This window comes from Streptomyces sp. NPDC005263 (assembly GCF_042872365.1).
Lineage (GTDB): Bacteria > Actinomycetota > Actinomycetes > Streptomycetales > Streptomycetaceae > Streptomyces.
In genome coordinates this window covers 15,337-30,075 of record NZ_JBIAKJ010000009.1, presented here as the reverse complement: position 1 = coordinate 30,075, position 14,739 = coordinate 15,337, and the positions used below count along the sequence as shown (strand labels likewise).

Sequence of the window (14,739 nt, the reverse complement as noted above, 5' to 3'; positions counted from 1 at the left end):
CGCTCGCCAACCCCTCAGCCGAAGAAGTTCCGTACGTGCTCCAGCCCGTCGACCAGAGTGTCGATCTCGGTCGGAGTGGAGTACAGATAGAACGACGCTCGCGTGGTCGCAGGAATTCCGTACCGCAGGCAGACGGGGCGTGCGCAGTGATGACCCACACGTACCGCGATGCCCTGCTCGTCGAGGACCTGGCCCACGTCGTGCGGGTGGATGTCGCCGAGCGTGAAGGAGATCGCCGCTCCCCGGTCCTCGGCCGTCGCCGGGCCGATGATCCTGAGCCCCGGGACCTCGCCGAGCTTCTTCACCGCGTACTCGGTGAGCGCGTGCTCATGGGCGAGGACCTTGTCCATGCCGATCGCGGACAGGTAGTCGATCGCCGCGCCCAGACCGACCGCCTGCGCGATCGGCGGGGTGCCCGCCTCGAACTTGTGCGGCGCGGGAGCGTACGTCGACGAGTGCATCGACACCGTCTCGATCATCTCGCCGCCGCCGAGGAACGGAGGCAGGTCCTCGAGGAGTTCCTGACGGCCCCAGAGGACGCCGATGCCGGTCGGGCCGCACATCTTGTGGCCGGTGAAGGCCACGAAGTCGGCCTGCAGGGCCTGCACGTCCAGCGGCATGTGCGGCGCGGCCTGCGAGGCGTCGACACAGACCAGCGCGCCGACTTCCTGCGCTCGGCGCACTATCGCCTCGACCGGGTTGACCGTCCCCAGGATGTTGGAGACCAGCACGAAGGAGACGATCTTCGTCTTCTCGGTGATGATCTCCTCGATGTTGGAGAGGTCGAGGCGGCCGTCGTCGGTCAGACCGAACCACTTCAGCTTCGCGCCCGTGCGCTGCGCCAGCAGCTGCCACGGCACGATGTTGGAGTGGTGCTCCATCTCCGTGATGACGATCTCGGTCTCGGAGTCCACGCGGTAGGGCTCGTCGGCCCAGCCCAGCATGTTGGCCACGAGGTTGAGCGACTCGGAGGCGTTCTTGGTGAAGATCACCTCGTCACGGCTCGGCGCGTTGATGAACGCGGCGACCTTGTCACGCGCGCCCTCGTACAGCGCCGTGGCCTCCTCGGCGAGCACATGCACACCGCGGTGGACGTTGGCGTTGTAGCGCTCGTAGTACTCATTCAGGGCGTCGAGTACCTGGCGCGGCTTCTGCGAGGTGGCCGCGTTGTCCAGGTACACGAGCTTCTGACCGTCGTGGACCTGACGGTCCAGGATGGGGAAGTCCTTGCGGATCGCCTCTGTGTCGAGGAGGCCCGGCAGCAGTGTCACTCGGATGCGCCACCCTTCGAGTCGGCTCGGTCGAGCTTCGCGTAGGCCTCGTACCCCTCGTTCTCCAGCTTGTCGGCGAGCTCGGCGCCGCCGGACTCGACGATCCGGCCGCCGGAGAAGACGTGTACGTGGTCGGGCTTGATGTAGCGCAGGATGCGCGTGTAGTGCGTGATCAGCAGGGTGCCGACCTCGCCGGTCTCGCGGACGCGGTTGACGCCCTCGGAGACGACCCGCAGCGCATCGACGTCCAGGCCGGAGTCGGTCTCGTCGAGGATCGCGACCTTCGGCTTGAGGAGCTCCAGCTGAAGGATCTCGTGGCGCTTCTTCTCACCACCGGAGAAGCCCTCGTTCACGTTGCGCTCGGCGAAGGCCGGGTCCATGTTGAGGCGCTCCATGGCCCCCTTGACCTCCTTCACCCAGGTACGCAGCTTGGGGGCCTCGCCGCGGACCGCGGTGGCGGAGGTGCGCAGGAAGTTGGAGACGGAGACGCCGGGGACCTCGACCGGGTACTGCATCGCCAGGAACAGGCCCGCGCGGGCACGCTCGTCGACGGACATCTCCAGGACGTCCTCGCCGTCGAGCAGCACGGTGCCGCTGGTGATCGTGTACTTCGGGTGCCCCGCGAGCGAGTAGGCGAGCGTCGACTTGCCGGAGCCGTTGGGGCCCATGATGGCGTGCGTCTCGCCCTGCTTCACGGTGAGGTCGACACCCTTGAGGATTTCCTTCGTGCCGTTCTCGACCTCGACGGTGACGTGCAGGTCTCGGATTTCAAGCGTTGCCATGGGTGCCTCAGGACTCCTGGGTGAGGGAGACGAGCACGTCGTCCCCTTCGATCTTTACGGGGTATACGGGGACGGGGCGCGTCGCGGGCAGGCCGGACGGTTTGCCGGTGCGGAGGTCGAAGCTGGAGCCGTGCAGCCAGCACTCGATCTGACAGTCCTCCACCTCGCCCTCGGAGAGCGAGACGTTCGCGTGGGAGCAGATGTCGTTGATCGCGAACACCTCTCCCTCGGTACGGACGACGGAAAGCGGCGTGCCGTCGAGTTCCACCCGCTTGGGGGTGTCCTCCTCCAGCTCGTCCAGACCACAGACGCGCACGAAAGCAGCCATCAGACCGACGCCTCCAGCTCCTCGTCGATCTTCACGAGGAGGCGCTCTTCGATGTCGTCGACACCGATCTGCTGGACCAGCTCGGCGAAGAAGCCGCGGACCACCAGACGACGGGCCTCTTCGGCCGGGATGCCGCGGGCCATCAGGTAGAAGAGCTGCTCGTCGTCGAAGCGGCCGGTCGCCGAGGCGTGGCCGGCGCCGACGATCTCGCCGGTCTCGATCTCCAGGTTCGGCACCGAGTCGACCCGGGCGCCGTCCGTGAGAACCAGGTTGCGGTTCATCTCGTAGGTGTCCGTGCCCTCGGCCTTGGCCTCGATGAGGACGTCGCCGATCCACACGGCGTGCGCGCCCTCGCCCTGGAGCGCGCCCTTGTAGGCCACGTTCGACTTGCAGTGCGGGGTGTTGTGGTCGACCAGGAGGCGGTGCTCCTGGTGCTGGCCGGCGTCCGTGAAGTACAGGCCGAACAGCTCGGCCTCGCCGCCGGTGCCGGCGTAGGAGACCCGCGGGTGCAGGCGCACCAGGTCGCCGCCGAAGGTGACCACGAACGACTTGAAGGTGGCGTCCCGGCCGATCAGCGCGTTGTGCTGGCCCACGTGCACGGCCTTGTCGTCCCAGTCCTGGACGGAGACGACGGTCAGCTTGGCGCCGTCCCCGAGGACGTAGTCGACGTTGGCGGCGAGCACGGCGTCACCGGTGTGGTCGATGACGACGACGGCCTCGGCGAAGGCTTCGAGCTCGACGACCTGGTGGGCGTAGGCGATGCCGCCCTCGCCGTGCACGGCGATACGGATCGGCTCGGCGAGGACCGTCTCCTTGGGGACGGTGATCACGCCGGCCTTCTCGAACGCCGAGTACGCCTGGGCGGCGATGCGGTCCGCCGGGGTGCCGGCCCTGCCGAGGCGGGCGTCGTCACGGCCGACGGTCTCGATCCGGACGCCCTCGGGCGCCACGATGTCGACCTTCATGCCGTCGCCGGTGGCGACCGCGGTGCCGTCGTGCAGTCCGCGCAGTCGCTCCAGCGGGGTGAACCGCCACTCCTCCTCACGGCCGTGCGGGACCGGGAAGTCCCGCACGTCGAAGGAGGGTGGCGCGCTCATGCGCGTGGCGACGGTGGACTCTGCGGCCACCGCGATCTGGCCGGCGGTCGTGCTGCCCACCGGGATGTTCTGAGCCTCAGCCATGGCTGTCGGTCTGCTCTCTTTCCTACGTCGGAATTCGCTGGCTGCTTGTGGACGTGCGGTCTTAACCGACCGCGCCTTCCATCTGCAGCTCGATCAGCCGGTTGAGCTCGAGGGCGTACTCCATGGGCAGTTCCTTCGCGATCGGCTCGACGAAGCCGCGCACGATCATGGCCATCGCCTCGAACTCGGTCAGACCACGGCTCATCAGGTAGAAGAGCTGGTCCTCGGAGACCTTGGAGACGGTCGCCTCGTGGCCCATGGACACGTCGTCCTCACGGACGTCCACGTAGGGGTACGTGTCGGAGCGGGAGATGGTGTCGACGAGGAGCGCGTCACACAGCACGTTGGACTTCGAGCCGTGGGCACCCTCGCCGATCTCGACGAGACCGCGGTACGACGTACGGCCGCCACCACGCGCCACGGACTTCGACACGATGTTGGAGGAGGTGTTCGGCGCCATGTGGACCATCTTGGAGCCGGCGTCCTGGTGCTGGCCCTCGCCCGCGAAGGCGATGGAGAGGGTCTCGCCCTTGGCGTGCTCGCCCATCAGGTAGACGGCCGGGTACTTCATCGTCACCTTGGAGCCGATGTTGCCGTCGATCCACTCCATGGTCGCGCCCTCGTACGCCACGGCGCGCTTGGTGACCAGGTTGTAGACGTTGTTCGACCAGTTCTGGATGGTCGTGTAACGGCAGCGGGCGTTCTTCTTGACGATGATCTCGACGACCGCGGAGTGCAGCGAGTCCGACTTGTAGATCGGGGCCGTGCAGCCCTCGACGTAGTGCACGTAGGCACCCTCGTCGACGATGATCAGGGTCCGCTCGAACTGGCCCATGTTCTCCGTGTTGATGCGGAAGTAGGCCTGCAGCGGGATCTCCACGTGCACGCCCTTCGGCACGTAGATGAAGGAACCGCCGGACCACACGGCCGTGTTCAGCGACGCGAACTTGTTGTCACCGACCGGGATGACGGTCCCGAAGTACTCCTTGAAGAGCTCCGGGTGCTCCTTGAGGGCCGTGTCGGTGTCGAGGAAGATGACGCCCTGCTCCTCCAGGTCCTCGCGGATCTGGTGGTAGACGACCTCGGACTCGTACTGGGCCGCGACACCGGCGACGAGGCGCTGCTTCTCCGCCTCCGGGATGCCGAGCTTGTCGTACGTGTTCTTGATGTCCTCGGGCAGGTCCTCCCAGGACTCCGCCTGCCTCTCCGTGGAACGCACGAAGTACTTGATGTTGTCGAAGTCGATGCCGGACAGGTCCGAGCCCCAGTTCGGCATGGGCTTCTTGTCGAACAGGCGCAGACCCTTGAGGCGGAGCTTGGTCATCCACTCCGGCTCGTTCTTCTTCCCGGAGATGTCGCGGACGACGTCCTCGTTGATGCCGCGCTTGGCAGAGGCGCCGGCCGTGTCGGAGTCGGCCCAGCCGTATTCGTACTTGCCCAGGCCCTCGAGCTCGGGGTGGGCAGTCTCCGTGGGGAGAGTCATGCGGGGTTCCTCCCGGCCGTGCTTGCAGATGCGTTGTCAGCAGATGCGTTGTCAGTGGTGTGGGAAATCTTGGGGATGAACGTCGTGCAGACGCCGTCGCCGTGCGCGATGGTCGCCAGTCGCTGGACGTGAGTGCCGAGCAGCTGGGAGAAGATCTCGGTCTCCGCCTCGCAGAGCTGCGGGAACTTTTCCGCGACATGGGCCACCGGGCAGTGGTGCTGGCAGAGCTGCTCGCCGACCGGTGCGCTTCGCGCCGTAGCAGCGTACCCGTCCGCGCTCAGGGCCTTGGCCAGCGCTTCGGTCCGCTCGTCGGGGTCGGCGGCCTCGACGGCCCTGCGGTAGGCGGTGGCCTGCTCGGCGATCCTGGCGCGGGCGAAGGCGACGACCGCCTCGTCCCCGCCGAACCGCTCCTGGATGAAGCGCAGGGCGTCCGCGGCGAGCTTGTCGTAGGACTGGTCGAAGGCGTCGCGACCGCAGTCGGTGAGTGCGAAGACCTTGGCGGGGCGGCCGCGCGTACGCGCTCCGTAGACCCGCTGCTCGCGTGCCTCCACGACGTCGTCGGCGGCCAGGGCGTCCAGATGCCGGCGTACGGCCGCCGGAGTGAGCCCCAGGCGTCCGGCCAGCTGGGTGACGGTCGACGGCCCGTGGTCCAGGATGGATCGCGCGACCCGGTTGCGCGTCGAACGGTCCGAGCGCATCCCAGCCGCGAGCTCCTCCTGAGGGGCCCCCGTGGGGGTCTCCCGAGCCTCGCCGACGTTTTTCACAACGTCATTGTTGCGTAATTCCTCGGAGGCAGGCAAGCCACGTCCCACCAGGCGGGCGGTGCCCTGCGTCACTTAGGTTCACCTAAGGTGACCTGCGGGAACGACCGTCGGCCGTTCAAACAGGTGGCGCCGCCAGGTCCGGTCGGGAACACTCCCGGACCATGCCCTCACCCCTTCCGACCGGCCCTCTTGTCACCCGGGGCACCCTCGCCACCCAGCTCGCCGAGGTCGGCGTCCGCCCCGGCGAGACCCTGCTGGTCCACTCCTCGCTCAGCTCTCTGGGCTGGGTGTGCGGCGGCTCCGTGGCGGTCGTCCAGGGACTGCTCGACGTGCTCGGTCCGTACGGCACGCTCGTGGTCCCCTCCCAGTCCGGCGACCTCTCCGACCCGGCCGGGTGGGGCAACCCGCCGGTGCCTCAGGAGTGGTGGGAGACCATCCGGGCGACGATGCCCGGGTACGACCCCCTGCTCACGCCCAGCCGCGGGGTGGGCGTGATCCCGGAGACCGTGCGGACCTGGCCGGGCGCCCTGCGCAGCGCTCATCCGCAGACCTCCTTCGCCGCCGTCGGTGCGCGTGCGGCGCGGATCATCGAGGGACACGCGCCCGACTGCCGACTGGGCGAGCTGAGTCCGCTGGCCCGGCTGGAGGAGCTCGGCGCCCGGGTGCTGCTGCTCGGCACCGGCTACGCCACCTGCACCTGCTTCCACCTCGCCGAGTACCGGGTGCCGTCGCCGCTGGTGAAGGTGGGCCGTCCGGGCCGCTCGGGCTGGGAGGAGGTGACCGAGGTGTCGATCAGCTCGGACCGGTTCGACGAGCTGGGCCACGACTTCGAGCGGGACGAGGGGCCGCGGTGCGTCGTACGGGGCCGGGTGGGCGCGGCCGACGTACGGCTGTTCCCGGTGGCGGACGCGGTGGCGTACGCACAACGGTGGCTGCCGCTGCACCGGTCCCGGGAGGACGAGATGTGAGGCTGGGGCCAGGTCGGTGCGGTGGCCGGGGCGGTCTGCCGGGGGCGGCCAGGGGTGGCCCGGGTGGAGATTCCGTACCCGCCGGTCTGGACCGTCGCCCGCGTACCTAGACTCTGGACCCATGCGAAGTGAGCCCGTGGTCCAGGTCCACGCCTTGGTCAAGCGGTACGGCACGAAGACCGCGGTGGACGGCCTCGACCTGGTGGCCCGGGCGGGTGTGACCGCCGTCCTCGGTCCCAACGGGGCCGGCAAGACGACCACCGTCGAGACCTGCGAGGGGTACCGCAGGCCCGACGCGGGCACGGTGCGCGTCCTCGGCCTCGACCCGCTGCGACAGGCCCGCGAGCTGCACCCCAGGATCGGGGTGATGCTGCAGTCCGGTGGCGTGTACTCGGGCGCCCGGGCGGACGAGATGCTGCGCCATGTGGCCAAGCTGCACGCCCACCCGCTGGACGTGGACGCGCTCATCGAGCGGCTGGGGCTGGGCAGCTGCGGCCGGACGACGTACCGGCGGCTGTCGGGCGGCCAGCAGCAGCGGCTGGCGCTCGCCATGGCGGTCGTCGGCCGCCCCGAGCTGGTGTTCCTGGACGAGCCGACCGCCGGCCTCGATCCGCAGGCCCGCCACGCCACCTGGGACCTGATCCGCGACCTGCGCGCCGACGGCGTCTCCGTGATCCTCACCACCCACTACATGGACGAGGCCGAGCAGCTCGCCGACGACGTCGCGATCATCGACGCGGGCCGGGTCATCGCCCACGGCTCGCCCGAGGAGCTGTGCCGCGGCGGCGCGGAGAACACCCTGCGCTTCAGCGGCCGCCCCGGGCTCGACGTCGGATCGCTCCTGAAGGCCCTCCCGGCGGACTGCACGGCCGCGGAGCTGACGCCGGGTTCGTACCGCGTCGGCGGCAAGATCGACCCGCAACTGCTCGCCACGGTCACCTCGTGGTGCGCGCAGCACGGGGTGATGCCGGAGAAGATCTCCGTCGAACGCCACACCCTCGAAGACGTCTTTTTGGAGCTCACGGGCAAGGAGCTGCGCTCATGACCAGCGCCACCACCAGCGCCGACAGCGCCGACAGCGCCACCGGCGCCTACGCGCCGAAGCCGGGGGCCGCGCCGCTCCCCCGCATGATCGTCGCCCAGGCCGCGCTGGAGACGAGGATGCTGCTGCGCAACGGTGAGCAGTTGCTGCTGACGGTCGTGATTCCCGCCCTGCTGCTGCTCCTGTTCAGCTCGGTGGACATCGTCGACACGGGTGCCGGCGAGGCGGTCGACTTCCTCGCGCCGGGTGTCCTGGCGCTGGCCGTGATGTCCACGGCCTTCACTGGCCAGGCCATCGCCACGGGCTTCGAGCGCCGGTACGGCGTCCTGAAGCGCCTCGCCTCCTCCCCGCTGCCCCGCTGGGGTCTGATGACCGCGAAGACGCTCTCCGTCCTGGTCACCGAGATTCTCCAGGTGATCCTGCTCACGGCGATCGCCCTCGCTCTGGGCTGGTCCCCGCACGGCAACCCGGTCGCCGTCCTGCTCCTGCTGGTCCTCGGCACGGCGGCCTTCTCGGGCCTCGGTCTGCTGATGGCGGGCACCCTCAAGGCGGAGGCGACCCTGGCCGCCGCCAACCTGGTCTTCCTGCTGCTCCTGGTGGGTGGCGGCGTGATCGTCCCGCTGGAGAAGTTCCCGTCCGCCGCCCAGGACGTCCTCGCGCTGCTGCCGATCTCGGCCCTGTCGGACGGCCTGCGGGACGTGCTCCAGCACGGCGCCGGCGTCCCCTGGGGCGACCTCGGGATCCTCGCCGGGTGGGCGGTCGTCGCACTGGCCGCCGCGGGCCGCTTCTTCCGGTGGGAGTAGCCCCCCGGGACCCTAGTGAAAGCGTGCACAAGCGGCCCCCTACGATGGAACGCGTGCCGAACCTGACCCGTGCCGACGCCGTAGCGGCCGTCCGCAACCCGCTCGCCTTCATCGCCGAACACTGGACTCCGACCCCTCGGACGGTCCGGCGGGCGGCACTCGCCGCGCTCGTGATGTCGGTGGTCATCGTGGTCACCGGAGGAGCGGTGCGGCTCACCGGCTCGGGGCTCGGCTGCCCGACCTGGCCCAAGTGCACCGACAACTCGCTGACCGCCACCAGCGAGATGGGCTTCCACGGCGCCATCGAGTTCGGCAACCGCATGCTGACGTACGTGCTGTGCGCCGCCGTGGGCTGGGCGATCATCGCCGCGCGGTCCGAGAAGCCCTACCGGCGCTCTCTGACCCGGCTGGGCTGGGCACAGTTCTGGGTCGTGATGAGCAACGCCGTCCTCGGCGGCATCGTGGTCCTGGTCGGCCTCAACCCGTACACGGTCGCGGCGCACTTCGTGGCCACGTCGGCCCTGATCGCGATCGCCACCGTGATGTGGCAGCGCACCCGCGAGGGTGACGCGCCACCCCGTCCGCTGGTCGGCGGGGCGGTGCGGCAGCTGGTGTGGTTCCTGGTCGCGGCGGCCGTCCTGCTGATCCTGGTCGGCACGGTGGTGACCGGCGCGGGCCCGCACGCGGGCGACTCCAGCGAGGTCGACCGGATGCCGATCAACTGGGAGACCGTGAGCAAGGTGCACGCGGTGCTGGCCTGGATCGTGGTGTCGCTGACGTTCGCCCTGTGGTTCGTCCTCAAGGCCGTCGACTCCCCCAAGGGCCCCCTGCACCGCACCCGCGACCTGTTCCTGATCCTGCTCGCCCAGGGCGTCATCGGCTACGTCCAGTACTTCACGGACCTCCCGGAGCTCCTGGTCGGCTTCCACATGCTCGGCTCGGCGCTGGTGTGGATCGCGGTCCTGCGGGTGCTGCTGGCGCTGCGGGAACGTACGCAGGCGGAGGCCGACCTGCCGGGCCCCGCGACCGAGGCGGCCCTGACCCGGGCGTGAGCCCCCGGCCGCGGGCCACCGCGGTCACTCCAGCCCGTACACGCGCCCGGCGTTGCCCGCCGCGATCATCCCCGCGACCCGCTGGGCGTCCGTCTGCGACCACGCGCCCTCGCTGACCCAGGTGCCCAGCACCCGCCCCAGGGCCTCCCGGAACAGGCGGGCGCCGACCACGTGCAGCTCGGGCAGGCCCTGCGCGCCGCTGGAGAAGAGGATCTTGCCGAACGGGGCGAGTTCCAGGATCTCCGCGAGGACGGTCGCGGCCCGGGCGCCGGTGCGCACCAGGGCGGCGCCCGCGTCGGCGTACACATGAGGGAAGACACCGGCGAGGTGGGCGGCGTGCCGGTGGTACGGGTAGCTGTGCAGCAGCACCAGGTCCGTGCGCAGCCCGGCCGTGGCCCGTACGAAGTCCGTCAGCAGCACGGGATCGGTGCGGTCGGCGCGCAGGCCGGGTTCGCCGAGGCCGGAGTGGAGCTGGAGGGGGCGGCCGGAGGCGACGGCGATCCACAGCAGGTGCCGCAGCAGCACCGGATCGCGCAGTTCCCCGCCCACCCGGCGCCCGGCGAGCCAGCGGCCGGCCGCGCCCCGCACCTCCCCCGGCCCCGGTGGCTCGGGCGCCAGCGCGAGTCCGTGCCGTACGCCCGCCACCGAGGTGAAGGCCACGGCGTTGACGGCGGCCCCGTGCACCGACTCGGCGAGGTTGGCGAGGAAGGACTCGACGGTGCCGGAGGTGTCGGCGACCTGTTCGGCGAGCGGCTCCAGGCGCACGATCTCGCGGGCCTCGGCGGCCGCCGTGCCGGCCAGTTCCTCGGGTCCGGTGAGGTCGCCGGGCAGTCCGGTGTCGACCAGGTACGTCGTGATGCCGCTGCCGCGCAGCAGGCGCCGGGCCGACTCCACTACGCCGAGTTCACGACGTCGGGCGAGATACCGGGCGGGCGGGCAGTGCGTCTCCAGGCCGAGGAGCGGGGGGCACCAGCGGCGTACCGCGAAACCGGTCTGGGTGTCGAAGAGCGTCGTGCCCGGCGCGGGCGGCCCCTCGGAGCGGGCCAGCTGAGCCTCGAAGGTGCCGAGACCCAGCTCCGTCCTCAGTACGCCGTGGCAGTACTGGTCCACCAGGGACGGCGTTTCGATCATCCGGACTCCCCGCGAGCGGACCACGTCCGAGGACCGTGTCCTCCTACGGTCCTCCACGGGTCCTAACGGGTGAACCGGGTGTCAGGTGTTGCTCGGGCCGCCCACCTGAATCCCGGCCATCCGGGTCCACTCGTACGGACCGGTCCGGACCTTGGCCGCGAACTCGCCGTCGAAGGCCTCGTGGAGGGTGATCCCGGACTTCTGCACGGCCTTCTCGGCGATGTCGTACGACGGGGCCACCAGGTCGCCCCAGCCGCCGTCCTCGCCGACGAGCACGATGCGGGCGCCGCGCTGCCCGAGGTGGGCCACCTGGCCCTCGGCTCCGCCGTGCGCCTTGGCGAAGGCGCCGATCTGCTTGGCGAGGCGGGCCGTCCTGCGCTCGGCACGTGCGGCCTGCCTGGCGTCGTTGCCCTCGTCAACCTGCTGCGTGTCTGCCATGGTCAGGATGCTACCGACGGGTAGATCGAACGGCGACGGGCGGGGTACGTGGCCTTGGCCACGTACCCCGCCCGGCACGGGAAATCTCGGGAGGTCAGCGCAGGAAGGGGTCCACCGCGACGGCCACGAACAGGATCGACACATAGGTGATCGACCAGTGGAACAGCCGCATCTCCTTGAGCTTGGCTCCGGTCACCTCGGCCCGGGCGCGGTTCTGCAGCCCGTGCGCCTCCCACAGCCAGAAACCGCCCGCGAGTAGCGCGACCGCCGTGTAGAACCAGCCCGTGTAGCCGAGCGGCGTCAGCAGCAGCGACACCCCGACCATCAGCCAGCTGTAGAGGACGATCTGCTTGGCGACCACCTTGTTGGAGGCGACGACCGGCAGCATCGGCACGCCCACCCGCGCGTAGTCCTCCCTGACCTTCATGGACAGCGGCCAGTAGTGCGGCGGGGTCCAGAAGAACATCACCAGGAAGAGGATGACCGGCGCCCACGACAGGGAGTTGGTGACCGACGACCAGCCGATGAGGACGGGCAGGCATCCGGCGATCCCGCCCCACACGATGTTCTGCGAGGTACGGCGCTTGAGGATCATCGTGTAGACGACGACGTAGAAGAGGAGCGCCCCGAGCGACAGCCAGGCCGACAGCCAGTTGACCGCCAGGCCGAACAGCAGGGTGGAGACGACGGCCAGGGTGATGCCGAAGGCGAGGCACTCGCGCGGGCTGACCATTCCGGTGACCAGCGGACGCTGCGAGGTGCGGTCCATCAGCGCGTCGATGTCGCGGTCGATGTACATGTTGAGCGCGTTCGCGCCACCCGCGGACAGGTACCCGCCCAGGCAGGTGAGCAGCACCAGCCCGAGGTCGGGAACACCTTGCTGCGCCAGGAACATCACCGGAACCGTGGTGATGAGCAGCAGCTCGATGATCCGAGGCTTGGTCAGAGCTACGAACGCCTTGACACGGGCCCCGAACGGCCGGTGGCTCGGGCTCTGGCTCGCACCGAGTACCCCCGCTGGACGGGATTCGACGGCCGTCACGCACACCCCTACAGAGACATCCCAGCAAGCCTCGGCCGTGTGAAGTCCCGGTAAAGGCTCGCGCGTACCACGCCACTGTAGACGTTGCCCATACCCCGATATTCGCGGGGGTCGGATCGTGTTGGGTGGCCCGCTTGGAAGAGCCGTGCGGCACTCGATTGAGCACTCGTACGAGCGGCTCCGTATTCACCTGCCGAACAGGGAACGGCCCAGCGGACAAGCGCATACCGACGACTCCCGACAGACTGGAACGACTCGAAAAAGCGCACGTACTGGCGGGGGTAGGCTCGACAGCGGCCGGGGCGTCCAGTGCACCGGCGATTCGACATGCGTGACATGTGGAGAGGAGCCCTGACCCAGGGTGAGCACCAAGCCGACCACCACAGACCTCGAGTGGACCGAGTTGGATCAGCGGGCCGTCGACACCGCCCGCGTCCTGGCCGCCGACGCCGTACAGAAGGTCGGCAACGGCCATCCCGGTACGGCGATGAGCCTGGCTCCCGCCGCGTACACCCTCTTCCAGAAGGTGATGCGGCACGACCCGGCGGACGCCGACTGGGTGGGCCGGGACCGTTTCGTGCTGTCCGCCGGCCACTCGTCCCTGACCCTCTACACTCAGCTGTACCTGGCCGGTTTCGGCCTGGAGCTGGACGACCTGAAGTCGTTCCGGACGTGGGGTTCCAAGACCCCGGGTCACCCGGAGTACGGCCACACCACCGGCGTGGAGACGACGACCGGCCCGCTGGGGCAGGGTGTCGCCAACGCGGTGGGCATGGCGATGGCGGCCCGCTACGAGCGCGGTCTGTTCGACCCGGAGGCCGCTGAGGGCACCTCCCCCTTCGACCACTTCGTCTTCGCGATCGCCGGTGACGGCTGCCTTCAGGAGGGCATCTCCGCGGAGGCGTCCTCGCTGGCCGGTCACCAGAAGCTCGGCAACCTCATCCTGCTGTGGGACGACAACCACATCTCCATCGAGGGCGACACCGAGACGGCCGTCTCCGAGGACACCGTCAAGCGGTACGAGGCGTACGGCTGGCACGTGCAGCGGGTGGCCGCCAAGCCGGACGGCGACCTCGACCCGCACGCCCTCTACGACGCGATCGAGGCCGCCAAGGCGGTCACCGACCGGCCGTCGTTCATCGCGATGCGCTCGATCATCGCCTGGCCCGCGCCGAACGCCCAGAACACCGAGGCCGCGCACGGCTCGGCGCTCGGCGACGACGAGGTCGCGGCCACCAAGCGGGTGCTGGGCTTCGACCCGGAGCAGACCTTCGAGGTCGCCGGCGAGGTCCTGGAGCACACCCGGGCGCTGGGTGAGCGGAGCCGTCAGGCGAAGGCCGAGTGGGAGAAGTCCTTCCAGGAGTGGCGGAGCAACAACCCGGAGCGCGCCGCCGAGTTCGACCGGATCGCGGCGGGTGAGCTGCCCAAGGGCTGGGAGGAGAAGCTCCCGGTCTTCGAGGTCGGCAAGGGTGTCGCGACCCGTGCCGCGTCCGGCAAGGTGCTCCAGGCGCTCGGCGCGGTCGTGCCGGAGCTGTGGGGCGGCTCGGCCGACCTGGCGGGCTCGAACAACACGACGATCGACAAGACCTCGTCGTTCCTGCCGGCGGACAACCCGCTGCCGGAGGCGAACCCGTACGGCCGCACGATCCACTTCGGTATCCGCGAGCACTCCATGGCCGCGGAGATGAACGGCATCGCGCTGCACGGCAACACCCGTATCTACGGCGGCACGTTCCTCGTGTTCTCCGACTACATGCGCAACGCCGTCCGGCTCTCCGCGCTGATGCACCTGCCGGTCACCTACGTCTGGACGCACGACTCCATCGGCCTCGGCGAGGACGGCCCCACCCACCAGCCCGTCGAGCACCTGGCCTCGCTGCGCGCCATCCCGGGCCTGAACGTGGTCCGTCCGGCCGACGCCAACGAGACCGCGATCGCCTGGCGCGAGATCCTGCGCCGCTACACCAAGGTCTTCGGCAAGGGCGCCCCGCACGGCCTGGCGCTGACCCGGCAGGGTGTGCCGACGTACCAGCACAACGAGGACACGGCCAAGGGGGGTTACGTCCTGTTCGAGGCCTCCACCGGGACGCCGGAGGTGATCCTGGTCGCGACCGGTTCCGAGGTGCACGTCGCCGTCGAGGCGCGTGAGCAGCTCGAAGCCGACGGGGTGCCGACGCGGGTCGTCTCCATGCCGTGTGTGGAGTGGTTCGAGGAGCAGGACCAGGGGTACCGGGACAGCGTCCTGCCGCCTGCGGTGCGGGCGCGGGTCGCGGTCGAGGCCGGTATCGGTCTCACCTGGCACAAGTACGTGGGAGACGCCGGACGCATCGTTTCCCTGGAGCACTTCGGTGCTTCGGCGGACGGCAAGGTGCTCTTCCAGGAGTTCGGCTTCACTGCCGAGAACGTGGCGGCCAAGGCCCGGGAATCGATCGCCGCAGCCCAGCGCTGACGCTC

Annotated in this window: 14 protein-coding genes; 5 read left to right on the top strand and 9 right to left on the bottom strand. The window is 69.7% G+C overall.

Going from position 1 to position 14,739, the window contains the following annotated elements:
* Positions 1-14: 14 nt before the first annotated feature.
* From ACFYRY_RS33045 to ACFYRY_RS33020, 6 genes are all read right to left on the bottom strand, one after another.
* Entirely contained in the window at positions 15-1,271 is a 1,257-nt protein-coding gene (locus tag ACFYRY_RS33045; protein WP_389154017.1) for a cysteine desulfurase, read from the bottom strand.
* Positions 1,268-2,053: a Fe-S cluster assembly ATPase SufC gene (gene sufC, locus ACFYRY_RS33040; RefSeq protein ID WP_389154014.1), complete on the bottom strand. Its 786-nt coding sequence runs from the start codon at positions 2,051-2,053 to the stop codon at positions 1,268-1,270. Before sufC ends, ACFYRY_RS33045 begins: the two co-directional genes overlap by 4 nt.
* Before the next feature lie 7 nt (positions 2,054-2,060).
* A complete protein-coding gene (locus ACFYRY_RS33035) occupies positions 2,061-2,381 on the bottom strand; it encodes a non-heme iron oxygenase ferredoxin subunit (RefSeq protein WP_389154012.1) in 321 nt (106 codons plus the stop codon).
* Positions 2,381-3,562 carry a Fe-S cluster assembly protein SufD gene (sufD, locus tag ACFYRY_RS33030; RefSeq protein WP_389154010.1) on the bottom strand — a complete coding sequence of 394 codons (1,182 nt, stop codon included), beginning with the start codon at positions 3,560-3,562 and terminating at the stop codon, positions 2,381-2,383. Before sufD ends, ACFYRY_RS33035 begins: the two co-directional genes overlap by 1 nt.
* A 61-nt stretch (positions 3,563-3,623) precedes the next feature.
* A complete protein-coding gene (gene sufB / locus ACFYRY_RS33025; RefSeq protein WP_389154007.1) occupies positions 3,624-5,045 on the bottom strand; it encodes a Fe-S cluster assembly protein SufB in 1,422 nt (473 codons plus the stop codon).
* Positions 5,042-5,809, bottom strand: coding sequence for a helix-turn-helix transcriptional regulator (locus ACFYRY_RS33020; protein WP_389154004.1), 768 nt, complete (start codon positions 5,807-5,809; stop codon positions 5,042-5,044). Before ACFYRY_RS33020 ends, sufB begins: the two co-directional genes overlap by 4 nt.
* Positions 5,810-5,970: 161 nt before the next feature.
* Between ACFYRY_RS33020 and ACFYRY_RS33015 the strand changes: the two genes are divergently transcribed.
* The 4 genes from ACFYRY_RS33015 to ACFYRY_RS33000 all read left to right on the top strand — a co-directional run bounded on the left by ACFYRY_RS33015 (position 5,971) and on the right by ACFYRY_RS33000 (position 9,674).
* Complete coding sequence (locus ACFYRY_RS33015) at positions 5,971-6,777, top strand: aminoglycoside N(3)-acetyltransferase (protein ID WP_389154001.1); 807 nt, start codon at positions 5,971-5,973, stop codon at positions 6,775-6,777.
* 121 nt (positions 6,778-6,898) lie between these two features.
* Complete coding sequence (locus ACFYRY_RS33010) at positions 6,899-7,822, top strand: ABC transporter ATP-binding protein (protein ID WP_389153998.1); 924 nt, start codon at positions 6,899-6,901, stop codon at positions 7,820-7,822.
* Positions 7,819-8,622: an ABC transporter permease gene (locus ACFYRY_RS33005; RefSeq protein WP_389153995.1), complete on the top strand. Its 804-nt coding sequence runs from the start codon at positions 7,819-7,821 to the stop codon at positions 8,620-8,622. The genes ACFYRY_RS33010 and ACFYRY_RS33005 overlap by 4 nt, the downstream gene beginning before the upstream one ends.
* A gap of 44 nt (positions 8,623-8,666) precedes the next feature.
* Complete coding sequence (locus ACFYRY_RS33000; RefSeq protein ID WP_389153992.1) at positions 8,667-9,674, top strand: heme A synthase; 1,008 nt, start codon at positions 8,667-8,669, stop codon at positions 9,672-9,674.
* Positions 9,675-9,698: 24 nt separating this feature from the next.
* Here ACFYRY_RS33000 and ACFYRY_RS32995 read toward each other — a convergent pair whose 3' ends face one another.
* The 3 genes from ACFYRY_RS32995 to ACFYRY_RS32985 form a co-directional block, all read right to left on the bottom strand.
* Positions 9,699-10,805, bottom strand: a complete 1,107-nt coding sequence (locus ACFYRY_RS32995) for an amidohydrolase family protein (RefSeq protein WP_389153989.1) — start codon at positions 10,803-10,805, stop codon at positions 9,699-9,701.
* 81 nt (positions 10,806-10,886) lie between these two features.
* Positions 10,887-11,243 (bottom strand): hypothetical protein, encoded by a 357-nt coding sequence (locus tag ACFYRY_RS32990; protein WP_389153987.1) that lies wholly within the window; start codon positions 11,241-11,243, stop codon positions 10,887-10,889.
* A 94-nt stretch (positions 11,244-11,337) separates the two neighbouring features.
* The gene (locus ACFYRY_RS32985; RefSeq protein WP_356776325.1) at positions 11,338-12,291 is read right to left on the bottom strand and encodes a heme o synthase; all 954 of its coding nucleotides are present in this window, start codon (positions 12,289-12,291) and stop codon (positions 11,338-11,340) included.
* Between the two features lie 355 nt (positions 12,292-12,646).
* Between ACFYRY_RS32985 and tkt the strand changes: the two genes are divergently transcribed.
* Positions 12,647-14,734, top strand: coding sequence for a transketolase (tkt, locus tag ACFYRY_RS32980; protein ID WP_389153984.1), 2,088 nt, complete (start codon positions 12,647-12,649; stop codon positions 14,732-14,734).
* Positions 14,735-14,739: the final 5 nt, after the last annotated feature.

Coding starts and splice junctions, on each gene's coding strand:
- sufC (WP_389154014.1), bottom strand. CDS start 2,053: ATGGCAACGCTTGAAATCCGAGACCTGCACGTCACCGTCGAGGTCGAG.
- ACFYRY_RS33035 (WP_389154012.1), bottom strand. CDS start 2,381: ATGGCTGCTTTCGTGCGCGTCTGTGGTCTGGACGAGCTGGAGGAGGAC.
- sufD (WP_389154010.1), bottom strand. CDS start 3,562: ATGGCTGAGGCTCAGAACATCCCGGTGGGCAGCACGACCGCCGGCCAG.
- sufB (WP_389154007.1), bottom strand. CDS start 5,045: ATGACTCTCCCCACGGAGACTGCCCACCCCGAGCTCGAGGGCCTGGGC.
- ACFYRY_RS33015 (WP_389154001.1), top strand. CDS start 5,971: ATGCCCTCACCCCTTCCGACCGGCCCTCTTGTCACCCGGGGCACCCTC.
- ACFYRY_RS33010 (WP_389153998.1), top strand. CDS start 6,899: ATGCGAAGTGAGCCCGTGGTCCAGGTCCACGCCTTGGTCAAGCGGTAC.
- ACFYRY_RS33005 (WP_389153995.1), top strand. CDS start 7,819: ATGACCAGCGCCACCACCAGCGCCGACAGCGCCGACAGCGCCACCGGC.
- ACFYRY_RS33000 (WP_389153992.1), top strand. CDS start 8,667: ATGGAACGCGTGCCGAACCTGACCCGTGCCGACGCCGTAGCGGCCGTC.
- ACFYRY_RS32995 (WP_389153989.1), bottom strand. CDS start 10,805: ATGATCGAAACGCCGTCCCTGGTGGACCAGTACTGCCACGGCGTACTG.
- ACFYRY_RS32990 (WP_389153987.1), bottom strand. CDS start 11,243: ATGGCAGACACGCAGCAGGTTGACGAGGGCAACGACGCCAGGCAGGCC.